Source organism: Variovorax sp. GW531-E2, from assembly GCF_059423125.1.
Genome location: NZ_JBWKXQ010000059.1, coordinates 1 through 17,424 on the forward strand (window position 1 = coordinate 1; position 17,424 = coordinate 17,424).

20 protein-coding genes are annotated in these 17,424 nt (G+C 66.3%); 13 read left to right on the forward strand and 7 right to left on the reverse strand.

What is annotated here, in order from left to right:
- The 8 genes from AC07XP_RS25690 to AC07XP_RS25725 form a co-directional block, all read left to right on the forward strand.
- Nucleotides 1-631, forward strand: a 631-nt coding sequence (locus AC07XP_RS25690; RefSeq protein ID WP_495266270.1) for a YbfB/YjiJ family MFS transporter, incomplete at its 5' end; no start/stop codon positions are given.
- Nucleotides 632-818: 187 nt separating this feature from the next.
- Nucleotides 819-1,448 (forward strand): ribosome maturation factor RimP, encoded by a 630-nt coding sequence (rimP, locus tag AC07XP_RS25695; protein WP_495266271.1) that lies wholly within the window; start codon nucleotides 819-821, stop codon nucleotides 1,446-1,448.
- A gap of 17 nt (nucleotides 1,449-1,465) precedes the next feature.
- Nucleotides 1,466-2,950 carry a transcription termination factor NusA gene (nusA, locus tag AC07XP_RS25700; protein ID WP_062479821.1) on the forward strand — a complete coding sequence of 495 codons (1,485 nt, stop codon included), beginning with the start codon at nucleotides 1,466-1,468 and terminating at the stop codon, nucleotides 2,948-2,950.
- 23 nt (nucleotides 2,951-2,973) lie between these two features.
- Nucleotides 2,974-5,961, forward strand: coding sequence for a translation initiation factor IF-2 (infB, locus tag AC07XP_RS25705; protein ID WP_495266272.1), 2,988 nt, complete (start codon nucleotides 2,974-2,976; stop codon nucleotides 5,959-5,961).
- A 21-nt stretch (nucleotides 5,962-5,982) separates the two neighbouring features.
- Entirely contained in the window at nucleotides 5,983-6,354 is a 372-nt protein-coding gene (gene rbfA, locus AC07XP_RS25710) for a 30S ribosome-binding factor RbfA (protein ID WP_070060772.1), read from the forward strand.
- Nucleotides 6,355-6,356: 2 nt separating this feature from the next.
- Nucleotides 6,357-7,313, forward strand: coding sequence for a tRNA pseudouridine(55) synthase TruB (truB, locus tag AC07XP_RS25715; RefSeq protein ID WP_495266273.1), 957 nt, complete (start codon nucleotides 6,357-6,359; stop codon nucleotides 7,311-7,313).
- Nucleotides 7,310-9,148 (forward strand): translational GTPase TypA, encoded by a 1,839-nt coding sequence (gene typA, locus AC07XP_RS25720; RefSeq protein WP_095745387.1) that lies wholly within the window; start codon nucleotides 7,310-7,312, stop codon nucleotides 9,146-9,148. The genes truB and typA overlap by 4 nt, the downstream gene beginning before the upstream one ends.
- Nucleotides 9,149-9,164: 16 nt before the next feature.
- Nucleotides 9,165-10,082 carry a DMT family transporter gene (locus AC07XP_RS25725; protein ID WP_495266274.1) on the forward strand — a complete coding sequence of 306 codons (918 nt, stop codon included), beginning with the start codon at nucleotides 9,165-9,167 and terminating at the stop codon, nucleotides 10,080-10,082.
- 14 nt (nucleotides 10,083-10,096) lie between these two features.
- Here AC07XP_RS25725 and AC07XP_RS25730 read toward each other — a convergent pair whose 3' ends face one another.
- From AC07XP_RS25730 to smpB, 6 genes are all read right to left on the reverse strand, one after another.
- Nucleotides 10,097-10,774: a hypothetical protein gene (locus AC07XP_RS25730; RefSeq protein ID WP_095948615.1), complete on the reverse strand. Its 678-nt coding sequence runs from the start codon at nucleotides 10,772-10,774 to the stop codon at nucleotides 10,097-10,099.
- Nucleotides 10,775-10,873: 99 nt separating this feature from the next.
- A complete protein-coding gene (locus tag AC07XP_RS25735; RefSeq protein WP_062479812.1) occupies nucleotides 10,874-11,269 on the reverse strand; it encodes a COG4315 family predicted lipoprotein in 396 nt (131 codons plus the stop codon).
- Nucleotides 11,270-11,346: 77 nt separating this feature from the next.
- On the reverse strand, nucleotides 11,347-12,171 hold the full coding sequence (locus AC07XP_RS25740) for an anti-sigma factor family protein (RefSeq protein ID WP_495266275.1): 825 nt from the start codon (nucleotides 12,169-12,171) through the stop codon (nucleotides 11,347-11,349).
- Between the two features lie 16 nt (nucleotides 12,172-12,187).
- Complete coding sequence (locus AC07XP_RS25745; protein ID WP_495266276.1) at nucleotides 12,188-12,694, reverse strand: RNA polymerase sigma factor; 507 nt, start codon at nucleotides 12,692-12,694, stop codon at nucleotides 12,188-12,190.
- A gap of 24 nt (nucleotides 12,695-12,718) precedes the next feature.
- The gene (locus AC07XP_RS25750) at nucleotides 12,719-13,099 is read right to left on the reverse strand and encodes a COG4315 family predicted lipoprotein (RefSeq protein ID WP_495266277.1); all 381 of its coding nucleotides are present in this window, start codon (nucleotides 13,097-13,099) and stop codon (nucleotides 12,719-12,721) included.
- A gap of 94 nt (nucleotides 13,100-13,193) precedes the next feature.
- Nucleotides 13,194-13,670, reverse strand: coding sequence for an SsrA-binding protein SmpB (gene smpB, locus AC07XP_RS25755; RefSeq protein ID WP_062477854.1), 477 nt, complete (start codon nucleotides 13,668-13,670; stop codon nucleotides 13,194-13,196).
- 62 nt (nucleotides 13,671-13,732) lie between these two features.
- On the opposite strand from smpB, the gene AC07XP_RS25760 reads away from it, so the two are divergent.
- Nucleotides 13,733-14,179, forward strand: a complete 447-nt coding sequence (locus tag AC07XP_RS25760; RefSeq protein ID WP_062477851.1) for a type II toxin-antitoxin system RatA family toxin — start codon at nucleotides 13,733-13,735, stop codon at nucleotides 14,177-14,179.
- Nucleotides 14,179-14,526 carry an RnfH family protein gene (locus AC07XP_RS25765; protein WP_062477848.1) on the forward strand — a complete coding sequence of 116 codons (348 nt, stop codon included), beginning with the start codon at nucleotides 14,179-14,181 and terminating at the stop codon, nucleotides 14,524-14,526. The genes AC07XP_RS25760 and AC07XP_RS25765 overlap by 1 nt, the downstream gene beginning before the upstream one ends.
- Nucleotides 14,527-14,544: 18 nt before the next feature.
- Here AC07XP_RS25765 and AC07XP_RS25770 read toward each other — a convergent pair whose 3' ends face one another.
- Nucleotides 14,545-15,063: a DUF4124 domain-containing protein gene (locus AC07XP_RS25770; RefSeq protein WP_495266278.1), complete on the reverse strand. Its 519-nt coding sequence runs from the start codon at nucleotides 15,061-15,063 to the stop codon at nucleotides 14,545-14,547.
- Between the two features lie 128 nt (nucleotides 15,064-15,191).
- Between AC07XP_RS25770 and guaB the strand changes: the two genes are divergently transcribed.
- From guaB to AC07XP_RS25785, 3 genes are all read left to right on the forward strand, one after another.
- Nucleotides 15,192-16,661 (forward strand): IMP dehydrogenase, encoded by a 1,470-nt coding sequence (gene guaB, locus AC07XP_RS25775; protein WP_095948611.1) that lies wholly within the window; start codon nucleotides 15,192-15,194, stop codon nucleotides 16,659-16,661.
- Nucleotides 16,662-16,738: 77 nt separating this feature from the next.
- Nucleotides 16,739-16,987 (forward strand): type II toxin-antitoxin system Phd/YefM family antitoxin, encoded by a 249-nt coding sequence (locus AC07XP_RS25780; RefSeq protein WP_070060762.1) that lies wholly within the window; start codon nucleotides 16,739-16,741, stop codon nucleotides 16,985-16,987.
- On the forward strand, nucleotides 16,984-17,418 hold the full coding sequence (locus AC07XP_RS25785; RefSeq protein ID WP_070060761.1) for a type II toxin-antitoxin system VapC family toxin: 435 nt from the start codon (nucleotides 16,984-16,986) through the stop codon (nucleotides 17,416-17,418). The genes AC07XP_RS25780 and AC07XP_RS25785 overlap by 4 nt, the downstream gene beginning before the upstream one ends.
- The last annotated feature ends 6 nt before the right edge of the window (nucleotides 17,419-17,424 follow it).

Sequence of the window (17,424 nt, forward strand, 5' to 3'; positions counted from 1 at the left end):
GGCGACGGTGGGCGGGGCGGCGGCGAGTCCGGCCGTTGCTGCGGGCAGTGCTTCGGGATCGACGTCAGCGCGCAGCGATGCGATCTGGCTGGTTGCGCTCTATGGGCTGGCAGGCTTTGGTTACATCATTACCGCCACATTCCTGCCAGTGATCGCCCGGCAGGCGCTGCCGGGATCGCCGTGGCCGGATTTCTTCTGGCCGCTGTTCGGGGCGGCCATCATTCCGGGCGCATTGATCGGCGCCCGCGCCCCGGTGCATTGGGACAACCGGCTGCTGCTGGCCGCCGCTTATGCATTGCAGGCGCTCGGCGTCGTTTTTTCGGTGGCCTGGCCGACCATTGCGGGTTTTGCGCTCGGCAGCCTGCTGCTCGGCATGCCTTTCACCGCCATCACGCTTTTCGCCATGCGGGAAGCCCGACGGCTGCGCGGCAATGCCGCGGCCGGGCTGATCGGCTATGCCACGGCGTCCTACGGGGTGGGGCAGATCATCGGGCCGCTGTTTGCGGCGCCATTGGCCCAGCGCACCGGTTCTTTCGAGCTGCCTTTGCTGGTGGCGGCAGCCGCATTGGCCTTGGGCGCGGTGCTGTTTGCCGTGGTCTGGTCGAAATACCGGCGCCCTGTGGCCGCCTGAATACCGATGTCCTTCATTTATGCACGCGAATAGCATATAATTCGAGGCTCACGACCAAACGGGCGGGTACCAACCGCCCGTTTTTTTTGGTCTATGCATTCTCAAGCAGCAATTATTTGGCGTCGTGGCATCCGTGGTGGGCGGGTGCTGCGGCTTGGGCATTGATTCAGAAGGCGCTTTCAAACACGTGGCATTGCAGCAAACAGTAGAACAAACCGTGGCCGGTCTCGGCTACGACCTGGTCGAGGTCGAACGCTCGGCCGGTGGATTGCTGCGCGTGACGATTGATTTGCCCTGGACGCCCCCCACCTCTGAAGATGTGGCGGCCGGCGTGCCCGAACCCTTCGTGACGGTGGAAGACTGCGAGAAGGTCACGCGCCAGCTGCAATTCGCGCTGGAAGTCGATGCGGTCGATTACAAGCGGCTCGAGGTCTCCTCGCCCGGTATCGATCGCCCCTTGCGCAATGAACAGGATTTCGATCGATTCGTGGGCGCGGTGATCGACATCACCCTCAAGGCGCCCATGGGCGCTGCCGCGGCGGGCCAGGTGTCGGCCAATCGCAAGAAGTTTCGCGGCACGCTGGAGCGTGCTGAAGGCGGTTCGGGTTGGCAGATCGTCTGGAGCGATGCGCCCGAGACCAAGCCGGGTCAAAAAGTGAGCAAGAAGCGCGCGCCTGCACCGTTGCATGCGCTGGGCTTCGTATTGGACGAGCTGCGCGATGCGCGGCTCGCGCCGATTGTGGATTTCAAGGGCCGCAAGGCCAAAACCCAACCGGGTTTTTCGGATATTGACGACGGAACGAACGTTCCGGACTGAACAAGAGGAGTGGTGGCATGAATCGCGAAATGTTGATGTTGGTGGATGCGATCTCGCGCGAGAAGAACGTCGAGCGCGACGTGGTCTTCGGCGCGGTCGAATCCGCACTGGCGCAAGCCACCAAGAAGCTCCATCAGGGTGACGTGGATATCCGCGTGGCGGTCGATCGCGACAGCGGCGACTACGAAACTTTCCGTCGCTGGCACGTCGTTCCCGACGAAGCCGGCCTGCAACTGCCCGACCAGGAGATCCTGCTCTTCGAGGCTCGTGAGGAGATGCCCGACATCGAGGTCGACGAATACATCGAGGAATCCGTCGATTCGGTGCCGATCGGGCGCATCGGTGCCATGGCTGCCAAGCAGGTCATCCTGCAGAAGATCCGCGACGCCGAGCGCGAGATGCTGCTCAACGACTTCATGTCGCGCGGCGACAAGATCTTCGTGGGTACCGTCAAGCGTCTGGACAAGGGCGACATCATCGTGGAAGCCGGGCGCGTCGAAGGCCGCCTGCGCCGCAGCGAAATGATCGCCAAGGAAAACCTGCGCAACGGCGACCGCGTGCGGGCCATGATCATGGAGGTCGACCTGACGCTGCGCGGCGCGCCGATCATCCTGTCGCGCTCGGCCCCCGAGTTCATGATCGAGCTGTTCCGCCAGGAAGTGCCCGAGATCGAGCAAGGCCTGCTTGAGATCAAGAGTTGCGCCCGCGACCCCGGTTCGCGCGCCAAGATCGCCGTGCTCTCGCACGACAAGCGTGTCGACCCGATCGGCACCTGCGTCGGCGTGCGCGGCACCCGCGTCAACGCCGTCACGAACGAGCTCGCCGGCGAACGCGTGGACATCGTGCTGTGGAGCGAAGACCCGGCCCAGTTCGTGATCGGCGCCCTGGCGCCGGCGAATGTTTCGTCGATCGTGGTCGACGAAGAAAAACACGCCATGGACGTGGTGGTGGACGAGGAAAACCTCGCGATCGCCATCGGCCGCGGCGGCCAGAACGTGCGCCTGGCTTCCGACCTCACCGGTTGGAAGATCAACATCATGGACGCGAACGAGTCGGCCCAGAAGCAGGCGACCGAGACCGATGCCAGCCGCAAGCTCTTCATGGAAAAGCTCGATGTCGACGAGGAAATCGCCGACATCCTGATTTCGGAAGGTTTCAACAGCCTCGAAGAGGTGGCCTACGTGCCGATCTCCGAGATGCTTGAGATCGAGGCCTTCGACGAAGACACCATCAATGAGCTGCGCGCCCGTGCAAAGGATGCGTTGCTGACCATGGAAATCGCCAAGGAAGAAGGTGTCGAAACCGTCTCGCAGAACCTGCGCGACCTCGAAGGCCTCAATCCCGACCTGATTCCGCAGCTGGCTGAAGCGGGTGTGAACACCCGTGACGACCTGGCCGACCTCGCGGTCGATGAACTCACCGAAATCACCGGCCTGAGCGCCGATGACGCCAAAGCCCTCATCTTGAAAGCCCGCGAACATTGGTTCGCCGGCCAAGAGTGACGGTATGGAGGCACGAAAGCAATATGTCCAGTACCACTGTCGCCGAGTTCGCGAACGAGCTCAAGAAGACTCCCGAAACCTTGCTTGACCAGCTCAAGAGCGCAGGCGTGCCCAAAGCGGCCGCCACCGATGCACTCACGGAGGCCGACAAGCAGCGCTTGCTCGGCTTCCTGAAGGCCAGCCACGGCACGGCCGAGCCCGAGCGCAAGAAGATCACGCTGACCAAGAAATCGACCAGCGAGATCAAGCAGGCCGACGCCACCGGTCGCGCGCGCACCATCCAGGTCGAAGTGCGCAAGAAGCGCACCTTCATCCAGCGCGATGAAGGCCACCCGGCCACGGCCGAAGGCGCGCAGCAGCAGGCGGCCGAAACGTCCGCCGCACCGGCCGCGTCCCAGATCGACGAAGCCGAACTGGCCCGCCGCGAGGAAGACGCACGCCGCCAGGCCGAGCTGATCCGCCGCCAGGAAGAAGAGCTGGCCGAGAAGCGTCGCCAGCGCGAAGAAACCGAAGCCCGCGAACGCGAGCAGGCCGAAAAGGCCGAGCGCGCCGAACAGGCTGAGCAGGAAGCTGCGCGCATCGCCGCCGAGAAGAAGGCCGCTGAAGCCGTCGCCGCTTCGGCCAAGGAAGCCGCGAAGCAGCCGGTGGCTGCCCCGGCCGCACCGGCCGCTGTGGCTGCCGCTGCTGCAGCTGCAGAAACCGCTGCCGTTGCCGAAAAGCAGGCCGCCGACACCAAGCTGGCCGCCCAGAACGCCGCCACGCAAGCCAAGGAAGACGCCAAGGCCAAGGCCGCCGCCGAATCGAAGGCCCGTGCCGATGAAGAAGCCGCCCGCGCCAAGGACCTCGACGAGCGTCGCCGCAAGGCCCTGGCCGAAGCCGAAGCCATCCGCGCCATGATGAACGCACCGGCCCGCGTGCTGGTGCCGCACAAGGCGCCCGAGAAGCCGCAGCCTGAAAAGTCGACGGTCAAGGGCACGCTGCACAAGCCAGCCACGCCGCCGGGCCGTCCGGGCGCCCCTGCGGCCCCTGGCGCCGCAGCGCCGGCCGCTGCCGGTGCCGGCAAGGAAGTCAAGTCCGCCAAGCTCTCGTCGAGCTGGGCCGGCGATCCTGCCAAGAAGAAGGAAATCAAGACCCGCGGCGATGCCAGCGGCGGTGTCAGCCGCGGCAACTGGCGCGGCGGCCCGCGTGGCCGTCGCGGCAACGACCGTGGCGGTCATGACGAGCAGCACGCACCGGCCGCACCGGTCGAGGCGCGCGTGCTCGAAGTGCACGTGCCCGAGACCATCACGGTCGCCGAGCTCGCGCACAAGATGGCCGTGAAGGCGCAGGAAGTCATCAAGCAATTGATGAAGCTGGGCATGATGGCGACCATCAACCAGTCGCTCGACCAGGACACCGCGATGATCATCGTGGAGGAAATGGGCCACAACGCGGTGGTTGCCGCGCTGGACGACCCCGAAGCCTTCACCGACGAGGACGTGTCGGCGCAACAGGCCGAAGCCCTGCCGCGCGCACCGGTCGTGACCGTCATGGGTCACGTCGACCACGGCAAGACCTCGCTGCTGGACTACATCCGCCGCGCCAAGGTCGCCGCGGGCGAAGCCGGCGGCATCACGCAGCACATTGGTGCGTACCACGTCGAAACCGAACGCGGCATGGTGTCGTTCCTCGACACCCCGGGTCACGAGGCGTTCACCGCCATGCGTGCCCGCGGTGCGCAGGCCACCGACATCGTGATCCTGGTGGTGGCGGCCGACGACGGCGTCATGCCCCAGACCAAGGAAGCCATCAAGCACGCGAAGGCGGCGGGTGTGCCGATCGTGGTTGCGATCAACAAGGTGGACAAGCCCGACGCCAACCTGGACCGCGTGAAGCAGGAACTGGTGGCCGAAGAGGTCGTGCCCGAAGAGTACGGCGGCGACGTGCCGTTCGTGCCGGTGTCGGCCAAGACCGGCCAGGGCATCGACGACCTGCTCGAGCAGGTGCTGCTGCAGGCCGAAGTGCTGGAACTCAAGGCGCCGGTGGATGCCGCCGCCAAGGGCCTGGTCATCGAAGCCCAGCTCGACAAGGGCCGCGGCCCGGTCGCGACCGTGCTGGTTCAGTCCGGCACGCTCAAGACCGGCGACGTGGTGCTGGCTGGCTCGACCTATGGCCGCGTGCGCGCCATGCTGGACGAAGACGGCAAGGCCACCAAGTCGGCAGGTCCGTCGATCCCGGTCGAAATCCAGGGTCTGACCGAAGTGCCGCAAGCGGGCGACGAGTTCATGGTGATGGCCGACGAGCGCCGTGCGCGCGAAATCGCCACCTACCGTGCCGGCAAGTTCCGCAACACCAAGCTGGCGAGGGCGCAAGCCGCGAACCTGCAGAACATGTTCACCGACCTGTCGGCGGGCGAAGTGCAGACGCTGCGCATCATCATCAAGGCTGACGTTCAGGGCTCGCAGGAAGCACTGGCCCAGTCGCTGCTCAAGCTGGCGACCGAAGAAGTCAAGGTGCAGATCGTGTACGCCGGCGTCGGCGGCATCAGCGAAAGCGACATCAACCTCGCGATCGCGTCGAAGGCGGTAGTCATCGGCTTCAACGTGCGTGCCGATGCCGGTGCGCGCAAGCTGGCCGAAGGCAATGGCGTTCAGCTGAACTACTACAGCATCATTTACGACGCCGTCGACGAGATCAAGGTCGCGATGTCGGGCATGCTGGCACCGGAGCGCCGCGAAGAGATCATCGGCTCGGCCGAGATCCGCACGGTGTTCGTGGCCTCGAAGATCGGCACCGTGGCCGGCTCGTACGTCACTTCGGGCTCGGTCAACCGCAGCGCGCATTTCCGCCTGCTGCGCGACAACGTGGTGATCTACACCGGCGAAGTCGACTCGATCAAGCGCATGAAGGACGATGTCCGCGAAGTCCGCGAAGGTTTTGAGTGCGGTATCAAGCTCAAGAACTACAACGACATCAAAGAGGGCGATCAGCTCGAATTCTTCGAGATCAAGGAAATCGCCCGGACGCTGTAAGCGTTCGACGCGAAAGAGGCCATGCCGAAAAGAAAAGCAGCCGCACCCAACCGCGCGTTCAAGGTCGCCGACCAGATCCAGCGCGATCTGACGGAGCTGATCGCGCGCGAGTTGAAGGACCCGCGCGTGGGCATGGTCACGATCCAGGCGGTCGAAGTCACGCCCGACTATGCGCATGCGAAGGTCTTCTTCAGCCTGCTCACGGGCGACGTGGCCGAGACCACCGAAGCGCTGAACCAGGCCGCGGGCTTCCTGCGCAACGGCCTGTTCAAGCGCCTGCACATCCACACCGTGCCGACGCTGCACTTTCTGTTCGACCGCACCACCGAGCGTGCGGCCGACATGAATGCGCTCATCGCACAGGCCGTTGCTTCGCGCTCGAAAGACGACTAGCGATGAACGCGCCACGCACACGGGTGCAGCGGCGCCCTGTGCATGGGGTGTTGCTGCTCGACAAGCCGCTGGGGTTTTCCAGCAACCAGGCCTTGCAAAAGGCCAAGTGGTTGCTGCGCGCCGAAAAAGCGGGCCACACCGGCACGCTCGATCCGCTCGCCACAGGCGTGCTGCCGCTGTGTTTCGGCGCCGCCACCAAATTCAGCCAGCTGCACCTGGACGCCGACAAGACCTACGAGGCGGTCGCGCGCCTGGGTGTCAAGACCGCCACCGGTGACGCCGAGGGCGAGGTGATCGCCGAACGCCCGGTGCAGGTGTCGCCAGAAGACCTGGCCCGTGTCCAGGCCCAATTCACCGGCCCGATCCGCCAGGTGCCGCCGATGCACAGCGCGCTCAAGAAAGACGGCAAGGCGCTGTACGAGTACGCCCGCGAAGGCATCGAGATCGAGCGCGCGCCGCGCGACGTCGTCATTCACCAACTCACGCTGACGCAGCTGGATGACACCAGCATTCGCATCGTTGCGAGCGTGAGCAAGGGCACCTACATTCGCACCCTGGGCGAGGACATCGGCGAGGCCCTGGGTTGCGGCGCGCACCTGACCTCGCTGCGCCGCACGGCCACGGGCGGCTTCGGGCAGGCGCAGTGCGTCACCATCGAAGCGCTCGAAGCCATGACCGAAGACGAGCGCCTGGCACGCCTGTTGCCTCCCGAAGCGCTGGTCGACGGCCACAGCCGCGTCACGCTCGCGGCCGAAGATGCCGCACGTTTTCTCTCGGGCCTGCGCCGCCGCGGCGGCTGGGCCGATGCCGAGGCGGTGGCCGTGTTCGGCACCGAACCGCAGGCGTTCCTGGGCACCGCCCACGTGAGCGCCGGCGAACTGATCCCGGGGCGCTTGCTGAACCCCATCGAAATTCAGCAAATTCTTTTGAACGCACCACAGACCGAAGCGACACCATGAGTACCAAGCAAATCCGCAATATCGCCATCATTGCCCACGTGGACCATGGCAAGACCACCATGGTCGACCAGCTGCTGCGCCAGTCGGGCACCTTCGCCGAGCACGAGAAGGTCGTCGACACGGTGATGGACAACAACGCGATCGAAAAGGAACGTGGCATCACGATCCTGGCCAAGAACTGCGCCGTGACCTGGGAAGGCACGCACATCAACATCGTCGACACCCCGGGCCACGCGGACTTCGGCGGTGAAGTGGAACGCGCACTGTCGATGGTCGACGGCGTGGTGCTGCTGATCGACGCGCAGGAAGGCCCGATGCCCCAGACGCGTTTCGTGACCAAGAAGGCGCTGGCCCTGGGCCTGAAGCCCATCCTGGTCGTGAACAAGGTCGACAAGCCCGGCGCGAACCCCGACAAGGTGGTCAATGCCGCCTTCGACCTGTTCGACAAGCTCGGCGCGACCGACGAACAGCTCGACTTCCCCGTGGTGTACGCCTCGGGCATCAACGGCTGGTCGTCGCTCGAAGAAGGCGCCCCCGGTGAGCAGTGGGGCCCCGACATGTCGGCCCTGTTCAACACCATCCTGAAGCACGTGCCGTCGCAAAAGGGTGACCCGAACGCGCCGCTGCAGCTGCAGATTTCCGCCCTCGACTTCTCGACCTTCGTGGGCCGCATCGGCGTGGGCCGCATCAGCCAGGGCACGCTCAAGCCCATGACCGACGTGCTGGTCATGGAAGGTCCGGACGGCAAGACCGTCAAGGGCCGCGTCAACCAGGTGCTGACCTTCCAGGGCCTGGATCGCGTGCAATCGACCGAAGCCGGCCCCGGCGAAATCGTGCTGATCAACGGCATCGCCGACATCGGCATCGGCGTCACCGTTACCGACAAGGACAAGCCTGCGCCGCTGCCCATGCTCAAGGTCGACGAACCGACCCTGACCATGAACTTCTGCGTGAACACCAGCCCGCTGGCCGGCCGCGAAGGCAAGTTCGTGACCAGCCGCCAGATCTGGGACCGCCTGCAAAAGGAACTGCAGCACAACGTGGCCCTGCGCGTGAGCGAGACCGACGAAGAAGGCATCTTCGAAGTCATGGGCCGCGGCGAACTGCACCTGACCATCCTGCTGGAAAACATGCGCCGCGAAGGCTATGAAATGGCCGTGTCCAAGCCGCGCGTGGTGTTCCGCACCGTGAACGGCGAAAAGCACGAGCCTATCGAATTGGTCACGGCCGACATCGAGGAAACCCACCAGGGTGGCGTGATGCAGGCACTGGGCGAACGCAAGGGCGAGCTGGTCAACATGGAACCGGACGGCCGTGGCCGCGTGCGCCTGGAGTACCGCATTCCGGCGCGTGGCCTCATCGGCTTCACGAACGAATTCCTGAACCTGACGCGTGGCTCGGGCCTCATCAGCAACATCTTCGACAGCTACGAAGCCCACAAGGGCGAGATCGGCAGCCGCAAGAACGGCGTGCTGATCTCGATGGACGACGGTGAAATCTTCACCTACGCGCTGGGCAAGCTGGACGACCGCGGTCGCATGTTCGTGAAGGCGAACGATCCGGTGTACGAAGGCATGATCGTCGGCATCCACAGCCGCGACAACGACCTGGTCGTGAACGCCACGCGCACCAAGCAGCTGACCAACTTCCGCGTCTCGGGCAAGGAAGACGCGATCAAGATCACGCCCCCAATCGACCTCACGCTGGAATACGGCGTCGAGTTCATCGAGGACGACGAGCTGGTCGAAATCACGCCCAAGAGCGTGCGCCTGCGCAAGCGTTTCCTGAAGGAAAGCGACCGCAAGCGCGCCGGCCGCGACACGTCGAACGGCTGATCGCCTTCGATCGGCCATGCGCTTGACGCACGGCGCCGCTGTCGGGCTGATGGTCGTCGTGACCCTCATGTGGGGCACGGCGGGCGTTGTCACGCGGCACTTGGCGCAGGCGCACAGTTTCGAGATCACCTTCTGGCGCAGCCTCTTCACGATGCTGGCGCTGCTGGTGATCTTGCCGCTTTGGCGGGGGCGGGCGGTGTTCTCGCTGCTGCGCCGCGGCGGGCGGTCGTTGTGGATCTCGGGCGTCTGCTGGGCCGTGATGTTCACGGCCTTCATGGTGGCGCTGACCCTCACCTCCACCGCGAGCGTGCTGGTCACGATGTCGCTCGGGCCGCTGTTCACCGCACTGGCCGCGCGCCTCTTCATCGGGCACAAGCTTCCCGCGCGCACCTGGGCGGCCATCGTGGTCGCCGGGCTGGGCATCGGCTGGATGTACGGCACGCAGCTGCTGGGCGGTGGCGGTGGGTCGCTCGTCGGCACGCTGGTGGCGCTGTGCGTGCCGCTGGCCGGCGCGACGCAATGGACCGTGGTCCAGCATGCGCACGCCAAGGGGCAGGATGTCGACCTGGTGCCTGCGGTGCTGATCGGCGCGACCCTCTCCGCGCTCGTCACCTTGCCGCTGGCCTGGCCGTTCCATGCCGGCCCCCATGACCTGGGACTGCTGGCCTTCCTGGGTGTCTTTCAGCTGGCGATTCCCTGCGTGCTCTCGGTGCTGTGCGCGCAGGTGCTCAAGGCGCCCGAGGTGGCGTTGCTGGCGCTGCTCGAGGTGATCTTCGGCATCGCACTGGCCTGGCTCGGCGCCGGCGAGACGCCCGCGGCCAGCGTGCTGACGGGCGGCGTGCTCGTGATCGGCGCGCTGGTGTTCAACGAGCTGCTCGCGCTGCGCGGGCGCCGCACCACGCTGGCGGACAGCGCGCTGCCGGGCGCGCACTGACCCTCCGCTGGCCCTCAGCGGCCGAAGAGGTACCAGCCGATCACGATCACGACGGCCACCACGATCATTCCGAAGTTGCGCCAGCTGGCTTGCTGGCTGCGCGCGAACTCTTTGAGCATGTCGGCGGTCTCCTGCTCGTCGGCGGCGACGATCGCCTGGGCCTCGTCGAGGATGCGCCGATGGTCGGCTGCCGTCGCAAAGGCCGGCTCGGCGGCAACACGGGCGCGGAGCGCTTCGAACGGCGCCGTGTCGAGCAGGCCGTCGGTCACCAGCCAGCCCAGTGTGGGGCCCAGGGCGGCGGGCGCGCCGGTCAGGGGCGCAGCACGCAGCGCCAGGTCGCGGGTCTCGGTGTCGATCAGTCCTTCGTTGAACAGCGCGATCACGGCCTCGTGCGTGATGCCGGTCTTGCCGAGGTCCAGCAGGTCGTCTGCGTCGTAGGCGATGTCTTCCGCTTCGGTGAACGCCGCGACGGCCGGCGAGGCGGCTTCGAGGCGTTCCACAGCCGCATCCAGTTCTTCCTCGGCGATCAGGTTCTTGAGGCGCATCCAGGCCAGTGCATGCGCGGGGCCGGGAATCGGTGGCAGGGCTGTGGCCTCGGGGTGTGCGAGCGCGGCATCGTGCTGCGCGTCGGTGATGAGGCCGTGAGACACAAGCGCGTGGAAGGCATCCGGGGTGGTGTCGGCAAAAGTCATCGGGCCATTCTGCCGTGCACCATGAAAAAAGCCCCGGCGGATGCCGAGGCTTTCGTGGGTGGCGGCGCCGGTCAGGCCGGCGCCATCACATCGACCGCATCAGGGACGGGCAACCTTCCAGGCACCGTTGGCCACGCCGTCACCGGTCTTGTCGCCGGCCTTGGTGTCCTTGGCCCAGTAGTACAGCGGCCAGCCCTTGTAGGCCCACTGCTTCTTGCCGTCTTCACGCACGATGATGGTGTAGCCGCCCATGGGCTTGGCGGCGTCGGCCACGGCGAGCGGCGGCCAGTTGGTGGCGCATTGGCCGTTGCAGGCAGAGGTCCCGGCATTGGCGGTGTCGCGGGCGAAGGTGTAGAGCGTCATGCCGTTCGGGCCGACCAGCACGCCGTCGGCGGTGCGGGTGGGCGTGTCGGGCGCTCCAGCGGTCTTGGTGGACATGCCGCCGCAGCCGGCGAGCAGTGCCGCTGCGAGGATCGAGGCGCTGAGCAATTTCATGCAGTTTCTCCTTCAGTTGAAAAATCAATCGCGAAAACAAGCCAGGTGAATGCGCGAACCGGCAGTTTATGCCGTCGCTACGATAACTCGCGGTAGGCCAGGGTCGCGAGTCTCAGTAGCGCATCGCGCGGCAGGCGACCGGCCACGGCGTAGCCGAAACCCCGGTCGACCCAGTAGAAGCTCGGCACGGCGCTGTCCGAAGCAAAACGGAAGGCGGTTTCGCGCGAGGCAGTGGCATCTGCGGCCTGCGCGTCGAGCGTGCCGATGTACAGCGTGATGCGTTCACCCGCCGCGTCCTCGAACATGAACTGCGCGCGCGCGCCGGTTTCGCCGGGCAGCAGGCGTCCGCCGACCAGCGTGTAGCCGAGCGAGGACAGGTCGGGCACCTTGAGCGGGTGGTCGAGGCGCTTGGACAGCCACTGCACCAGGTGCTGCTGCTCGGCGGCGGCCACTTCGACGGGGTGCCGCTTCTCGGGGGTGTAGACGACGTGGGCCACCGAGGCGTCGCGCACGAACTCGCGCACGGCCGGTGCGCGCGCCAAGGAGGCCCCGGCCGCACGCGGTGCTCCCGACCACTGGGCATTGCCGAGCCAGCCGGCCGCGAAGGCGACCAGCAGGCCCGCGGCCGTGCCGCCCCAGCGCAGCCAGGGGGTCGAGCGACCGGCCTCGGCACGGCGCCGTTCGAGCACGCCCATCAGCGGCGCAGGCACGGGTTCGTCGAGCAGGCCGCCGTGGAGGCGGCGCAACGCGTCGCGCTGGGCATGCCAGGCCGCCACGCGGGCCGCCACTTCCGGATCGCGCGCCAGCGCATCCTCGACCGCCTCGCGACGTTCGGGCGGCAATTGGCCGTCGACCCAGGCGTGCAGCTCGTCGTCGTTGGGGGGCAGGGTGGGGTGGTTCATGGCGGGGTGCTTCAAATCACTTGAGGCGGCGCAGGCCGGGGCGGCTGGACGCGGCGGCGCCGTCCATCAGTTCCTGCAGGCGAAGGCGGGCGCGCGAGAGGCGCGACATCACGGTGCCGACCGGAATGCCGAGCACCTTCGCCACCTCGGCGTAGGACAGGTCTTCGAGCGTCACCAGCAGCAGCACGGCGCGTTGCTCCTCGGGCAGTTGCATCAGGCAGCGCTGCAGGTCGAGGCCCAGGCTTGGGTCAGCGCCGCCTTGCAACTGCTCGGGCGCCACATCGTCCAGCGGCACGAGCGCATGCGGTGGCGGCCGGCGTCGCACCTGGCTGGCGAAGAGGTTGTGCATGACCGTGAAGAGCCAGGCGCGCAGGTCGGTGCCCACCACCCAGAGCCGCCACTTGCCGCAGGCCCGCTCGAGCGTGTCCTGCACCAGGTCGTCGGCCGCCCAGGCATTGCCCGTGAGCGCGCGCGCATAGCGGCGCAGGCTCGGGATGTGCTCGACCAGCAGGCGGGCGTCCATGGGTGGGCCGGGAGCCTGTCCGACTCAGGGCTTGGCGGTTTTCCAGGTGCCGTTGACGCCGTCGCCGGTCTTGTCGCCCGGCTTGGTGTCCTTCACCCAGTAGTACAGCGGCCAGCCCTTGGCGGCCCATTGCTTCTTGCCGTCGTCGCGCGTGACGATGGTGAAGTCGCCGCTCGGCTTGTCGCTGTCGGCTGCCATGAAGGGCGGCCAGTTGGTGGCGCAGCCGCCGTTGCAGGCCGACTTGCCGCTGCCGGCCGTGTCCTTGTCGAAGGTGTAGAGCGTCATGCCGTTCGCACCGACCAGCGCGCCATCGGCGGCCTTGGGCTGGGCGAACGCGGGGAGGGCGAGCAGGCTGCCGAGCAGTGCGGCGGCGATGCCGGCGGAAGACATGCGAAGAGGCGACATGGAAAGACTCCTGGGTTGATGGCATCGAGGATCGATGACACCGCACAAACGCCCGCAGCGCGCGTTTTATTCCATGCCGCCCAAAAAAGAAAAATCAGCGGTTGCGGCTCTTCATCGCGCGCTCGACTTCGCGCTTGCCTTCGCGGTCCTTGATGGTGTCGCGCTTGTCGTGCTCGGCCTTGCCCTTGGCGAGCGCGATCTCGCACTTCACCTTGCCGGCCTTCCAGTGCAGGTTCAGCGGCACCAGCGTGTAGCCCTTTTGCTCGACCTTGCCGACGAGGCGCTTGATCTCTTCCTTGTGCAGCAGCAACTTCTTGGTGCGGACCGAATCAGGATTGACGTGCGTCGAGGCGCTCTTGAGCGGGTTGATCTGGCAGCCGACCACGAACAACTCGCCGTCGCGGATCACCACGTAGCCGTCGGTCAGCTGCACCTTGCCTTCACGCAGCGACTTGACTTCCCAACCCTCGAGGACCATGCCGGCCTCGAAGCGTTCTTCGAAGAAATAGTTGTAGGCGGCCTTCTTGTTGTCGGCGATGCGGGAGGAGGTGTCTTGTTTCTTGGTGGCCATGGCTCGAGAAGTTGGGGGCGCATGGCTTCAATACAATCCGTCGCGCACGCTGTGCCGATTCTATGAAAACAGTCCACAAGTCCGTCCTCATCTGGTACAGCGCCGAAGAAATGTACGCGCTCGTCACCGATGTGGCGAAGTACCCGCAGTTCCTGCCCTGGTGCGACAAGTCGCGCGTCATCGAGCAGGACGAAGGCGGCATGACCGCCGAAGTCGGCCTGGCCTTCGCCGGGCTGCACCAGAGTTTCACCACCCGCAACACGCACATCGCAGGCCGCGAGGTGCAGCTGAAGCTGGTCGACGGGCCGTTCTCCAACCTCGACGGCACCTGGAAATTCCACCCCGTGGGCGAGCAGGGTGAACGCGCCTGCCGCGTCGAGCTGCAGATGAGCTACGGCTTCAGCAACTTCGCGCTGCAGGCCCTGGTGGGGCCGGTGTTCGACACCATCGCCTCGAGCCTGGTCGAGGCCTTCGTCAAGCGCGCCGAACAGGTCTACGGCGAAGGCTGATGGCCGATCGCCGCATCGAGGTCACGCTGAGCTGTTCGCCGGCGGCGCGCGAGGTGTTCGAGCAGGTCCTGCAGCTCGCGCCCGGCACCGCGGTGGCCGAGGCGGTGAAGGCCAGCGATCTCATGCAGCGCTTTCCCGACCTGGACTGGCGGCATGCCATGACGCCGGGCATCTGGGGCCGGGCGGTGGCGTGGGAGCAGCCGTTGAAGGACGGCGACCGCATCGAGCTGTGCCGTCCGCTCACGGTCGATCCGAAGGTGGCGCGCCGTGAACGCTTCCAGCGCCAGGGGGCGCGCGGCACGGGCCTGTTTGCGAACAAGCGCAAGGGCGGCAAGGACGGCTACTGAGCAGCCGCCGTTGCCGGCTTACTTGCAGTCGGCGTCGATGACCGTTTGAGCGCGCTTTTGCGCGTCGGCGCGTGCGGCGTCGTCCATGAACTCGCGCTCGCCCTTGGCATTGACCTTGGCGATGCGGATGCCGCTGTCGATGGTGTTCTTGTTCTCGCGCGCACGGGCGCAGTTGTCGGCCTTGGCCTTGGCGATCTTGGCTGCTTCAGCCGCTTCCTTGGCCTTCTGCTCGGCCTCGGCCTTCTTGGTCTTTTCCTCGAGTTCCTTGTCCACGCCCGTCGGCTTGGGCGGCGGCGCGGCCTTGGGGGCTGCCGCCGTCTCGCTGCTTCCCTCGGCGGCCGGCGTGGCCGGGGCGGGCGCCCGGGCCGACGGCGAGGGGCCGGCGCGGCGCAGGATGTTCTTTTCGGGGATGTCGGTGGGCGGCGGCTGGTCGCTGAAGACCTTCTTGCCGCTGTTGTCGACCCATTGCCATTGCGCGCTCGCCGAGAGCGGCAGCGCGCACGCGCAACCCAGTACCAGCCAATGCAGGAGATTCATGCGCGGAGTTTAGCTGGGCCTTACTTTTTGCAACATCCGGAATAGGCGGTTTTGCAACGGTCAAAAAGAACCCGCGCCGGCGAAGCGGGCGAGGGCCTCGTTACAATCCGTCTTTTGGAGCCTCACCCATGCGCCTTCTCGGCAAAGCGCTCACCTTCGACGACGTGTTGTTGGTGCCAGCATTCTCCCAAGTCCTGCCCAAGGACACGTCTCTCGCCACCAAGTTCTCCCGCAACATCACGCTGAACCTGCCGCTCGTCTCGGCGGCCATGGACACCGTGACCGAAGCCCGCCTCGCGATCGCCATCGCGCAGGAGGGTGGCATCGGCATCGTGCACAAGAACCTCACCGCGCAGCAACAGGCCGCCGAAGTGGCCCGCGTCAAGCGCTACGAGTCGGGCGTGTTGCGCGACCCGGTGGTGATCACGCCGACGCACTCCGTGCGCCAGGTGATGGCACTGTCCGACCAGCTCGGCATCTCGGGTTTCCCGGTGATCGACGGCGGCAAGGTCGTCGGCATCGTCACGGGGCGCGACCTGCGCTTCGAGAACCGCTACGACGTGCCCGTCAGCGAAATCATGACGCAGCGCGACCGGCTCATCACCGTGCCCGACGGCACCACGCTGGCCGAAGCCAAGGCGCTGCTGAACAAGCACAAGCTCGAGCGCCTGCTGGTCATCAACGGCGACTGGGAGCTCAAGGGCCTCATCACCGTCAAGGACATCACCAAGCAGACCAGCTTCCCCAATGCCGCACGCGACGCCAACGGCCGTCTGCGCGTGGGCGCGGCGGTCGGCGTGGGTGACGGCACCGAAGAGCGCGTCGAAGCCCTGGTGAAGGCCGGCGTTGATGCCATCGTGGTCGACACCGCCCACGGCCACAGCGCCGGCGTGATCGAGCGCGTGCGCTGGGTCAAGAAGAACTATCCGCAGGTCGACGTCATCGGCGGCAACATCGCCACCGGCGACGCCGCACGCGCACTGGCCGACGCCGGCGCCGACGCCGTCAAGGTCGGCATCGGCCCGGGTTCCATCTGCACCACCCGCATCGTGGCCGGCGTGGGCGTGCCGCAGATCATGGCGGTCGACAGCGTCGCCACCGCGCTGCACGGCACGGGCATTCCGCTGATCTCCGACGGCGGCGTGCGCTACTCGGGCGACATCGCCAAGGCCATCGCGGCCGGCGCCAGCACCGTGATGATGGGCAGCATGTTCGCCGGCACCGAAGAGGCGCCGGGCGAAATCGTGCTGTACCAGGGCCGCAGCTACAAGAGCTACCGCGGCATGGGCTCCATCGGCGCGATGCAGCAGGGCAGTGCCGACCGGTACTTCCAGGAATCGACCACCGGCAACCCCAACACCGACAAGCTCGTGCCCGAAGGCATCGAAGGCCGCGTGCCCTACAAGGGCTCGATCGTCTCCATCGTCTACCAGATGGCCGGCGGCGTGCGCGCCAGCATGGGCTACTGCGGCTGCGCGACCATCGAGGACATGCAGAACAAGGCCGAGTTCGTCGAGATCACCACGGCCGGCATCCGTGAGAGCCACGTCCACGACGTGCAGATCACGAAGGAAGCCCCGAACTACCGCGCTGAGTAAGCCCAATCTGGCCAGACCTTGAAAGTCAGGCCAGACTCGGTTTAAAATTTGGGCCAGATTCAAAATTTCTGGCCCAAATGCAATCCATCGGCATCGCTGAAGCCAAGAACAACTTCTCGGCCCTGATCGACCTGGTCGAAAAGGGCGAGGAGGTTCGCATCACCCGCCACGGCAAGGAAGTCGTGCGCATGCTGCCGGTACGGCGCAAACCCGTCATCACCGACGAGCAGATCGCCCGCGAGCTCGGGCAGATCGACGCGCTGCACGCCACCATCCAGCCCGGTCCCACGACCCGCGAACTCCTGGACCAGGGACGCCAGCCATGACCGCTTTCGTCATGGACGCCTCGGTCACTGCCGCCTGGCTGCTGCCCGACCAGGCCAGCGAACACACCCGCAGGCTCTACGCCGCCATCCGCCGCGACGAGGTCGAGCCGCAGGCGCCCAATGCCTGGCAATGGGAGTGCGCCAACATCCTCGCCAACGGCGTGCGCAGCGGCCGCATCCCGGCATCGGCCGTCGAGGGCTTGTGGAGCGTGCTCGACGCCATCCGCCACCGCGTGGAGTTGCACGACCTCGCGCCGGCCCAGCACAAGGCCGTGCTCGCCGTGGCCATCGACGCGGGCGTCTCGCTCTACGATGCGGGCTACCTCTGGCTCGCCAAATCGCTCAACCTTCCGCTCGCCACCTTCGACGAGCACCTCATCCAGGCGGCGCCGCACGCGGGCGTCAAGCTGTTCGACATTTCAACGCTCTGAGTCCTT

Coding starts and splice junctions, on each gene's coding strand:
- nusA (WP_062479821.1), top strand. CDS start 1,466: ATGAATCGCGAAATGTTGATGTTGGTGGATGCGATCTCGCGCGAGAAG.
- infB (WP_495266272.1), top strand. CDS start 2,974: ATGTCCAGTACCACTGTCGCCGAGTTCGCGAACGAGCTCAAGAAGACT.
- rbfA (WP_070060772.1), top strand. CDS start 5,983: ATGCCGAAAAGAAAAGCAGCCGCACCCAACCGCGCGTTCAAGGTCGCC.
- truB (WP_495266273.1), top strand. CDS start 6,357: ATGAACGCGCCACGCACACGGGTGCAGCGGCGCCCTGTGCATGGGGTG.
- typA (WP_095745387.1), top strand. CDS start 7,310: ATGAGTACCAAGCAAATCCGCAATATCGCCATCATTGCCCACGTGGAC.
- AC07XP_RS25725 (WP_495266274.1), top strand. CDS start 9,165: ATGCGCTTGACGCACGGCGCCGCTGTCGGGCTGATGGTCGTCGTGACC.
- AC07XP_RS25730 (WP_095948615.1), bottom strand. CDS start 10,774: ATGACTTTTGCCGACACCACCCCGGATGCCTTCCACGCGCTTGTGTCT.
- AC07XP_RS25735 (WP_062479812.1), bottom strand. CDS start 11,269: ATGAAATTGCTCAGCGCCTCGATCCTCGCAGCGGCACTGCTCGCCGGC.
- AC07XP_RS25740 (WP_495266275.1), bottom strand. CDS start 12,171: ATGAACCACCCCACCCTGCCCCCCAACGACGACGAGCTGCACGCCTGG.
- AC07XP_RS25745 (WP_495266276.1), bottom strand. CDS start 12,694: ATGGACGCCCGCCTGCTGGTCGAGCACATCCCGAGCCTGCGCCGCTAT.
- AC07XP_RS25750 (WP_495266277.1), bottom strand. CDS start 13,099: ATGTCGCCTCTTCGCATGTCTTCCGCCGGCATCGCCGCCGCACTGCTC.
- smpB (WP_062477854.1), bottom strand. CDS start 13,670: ATGGCCACCAAGAAACAAGACACCTCCTCCCGCATCGCCGACAACAAG.
- AC07XP_RS25760 (WP_062477851.1), top strand. CDS start 13,733: ATGAAAACAGTCCACAAGTCCGTCCTCATCTGGTACAGCGCCGAAGAA.
- AC07XP_RS25765 (WP_062477848.1), top strand. CDS start 14,179: ATGGCCGATCGCCGCATCGAGGTCACGCTGAGCTGTTCGCCGGCGGCG.
- AC07XP_RS25770 (WP_495266278.1), bottom strand. CDS start 15,063: ATGAATCTCCTGCATTGGCTGGTACTGGGTTGCGCGTGCGCGCTGCCG.
- guaB (WP_095948611.1), top strand. CDS start 15,192: ATGCGCCTTCTCGGCAAAGCGCTCACCTTCGACGACGTGTTGTTGGTG.
- AC07XP_RS25780 (WP_070060762.1), top strand. CDS start 16,739: ATGCAATCCATCGGCATCGCTGAAGCCAAGAACAACTTCTCGGCCCTG.
- AC07XP_RS25785 (WP_070060761.1), top strand. CDS start 16,984: ATGACCGCTTTCGTCATGGACGCCTCGGTCACTGCCGCCTGGCTGCTG.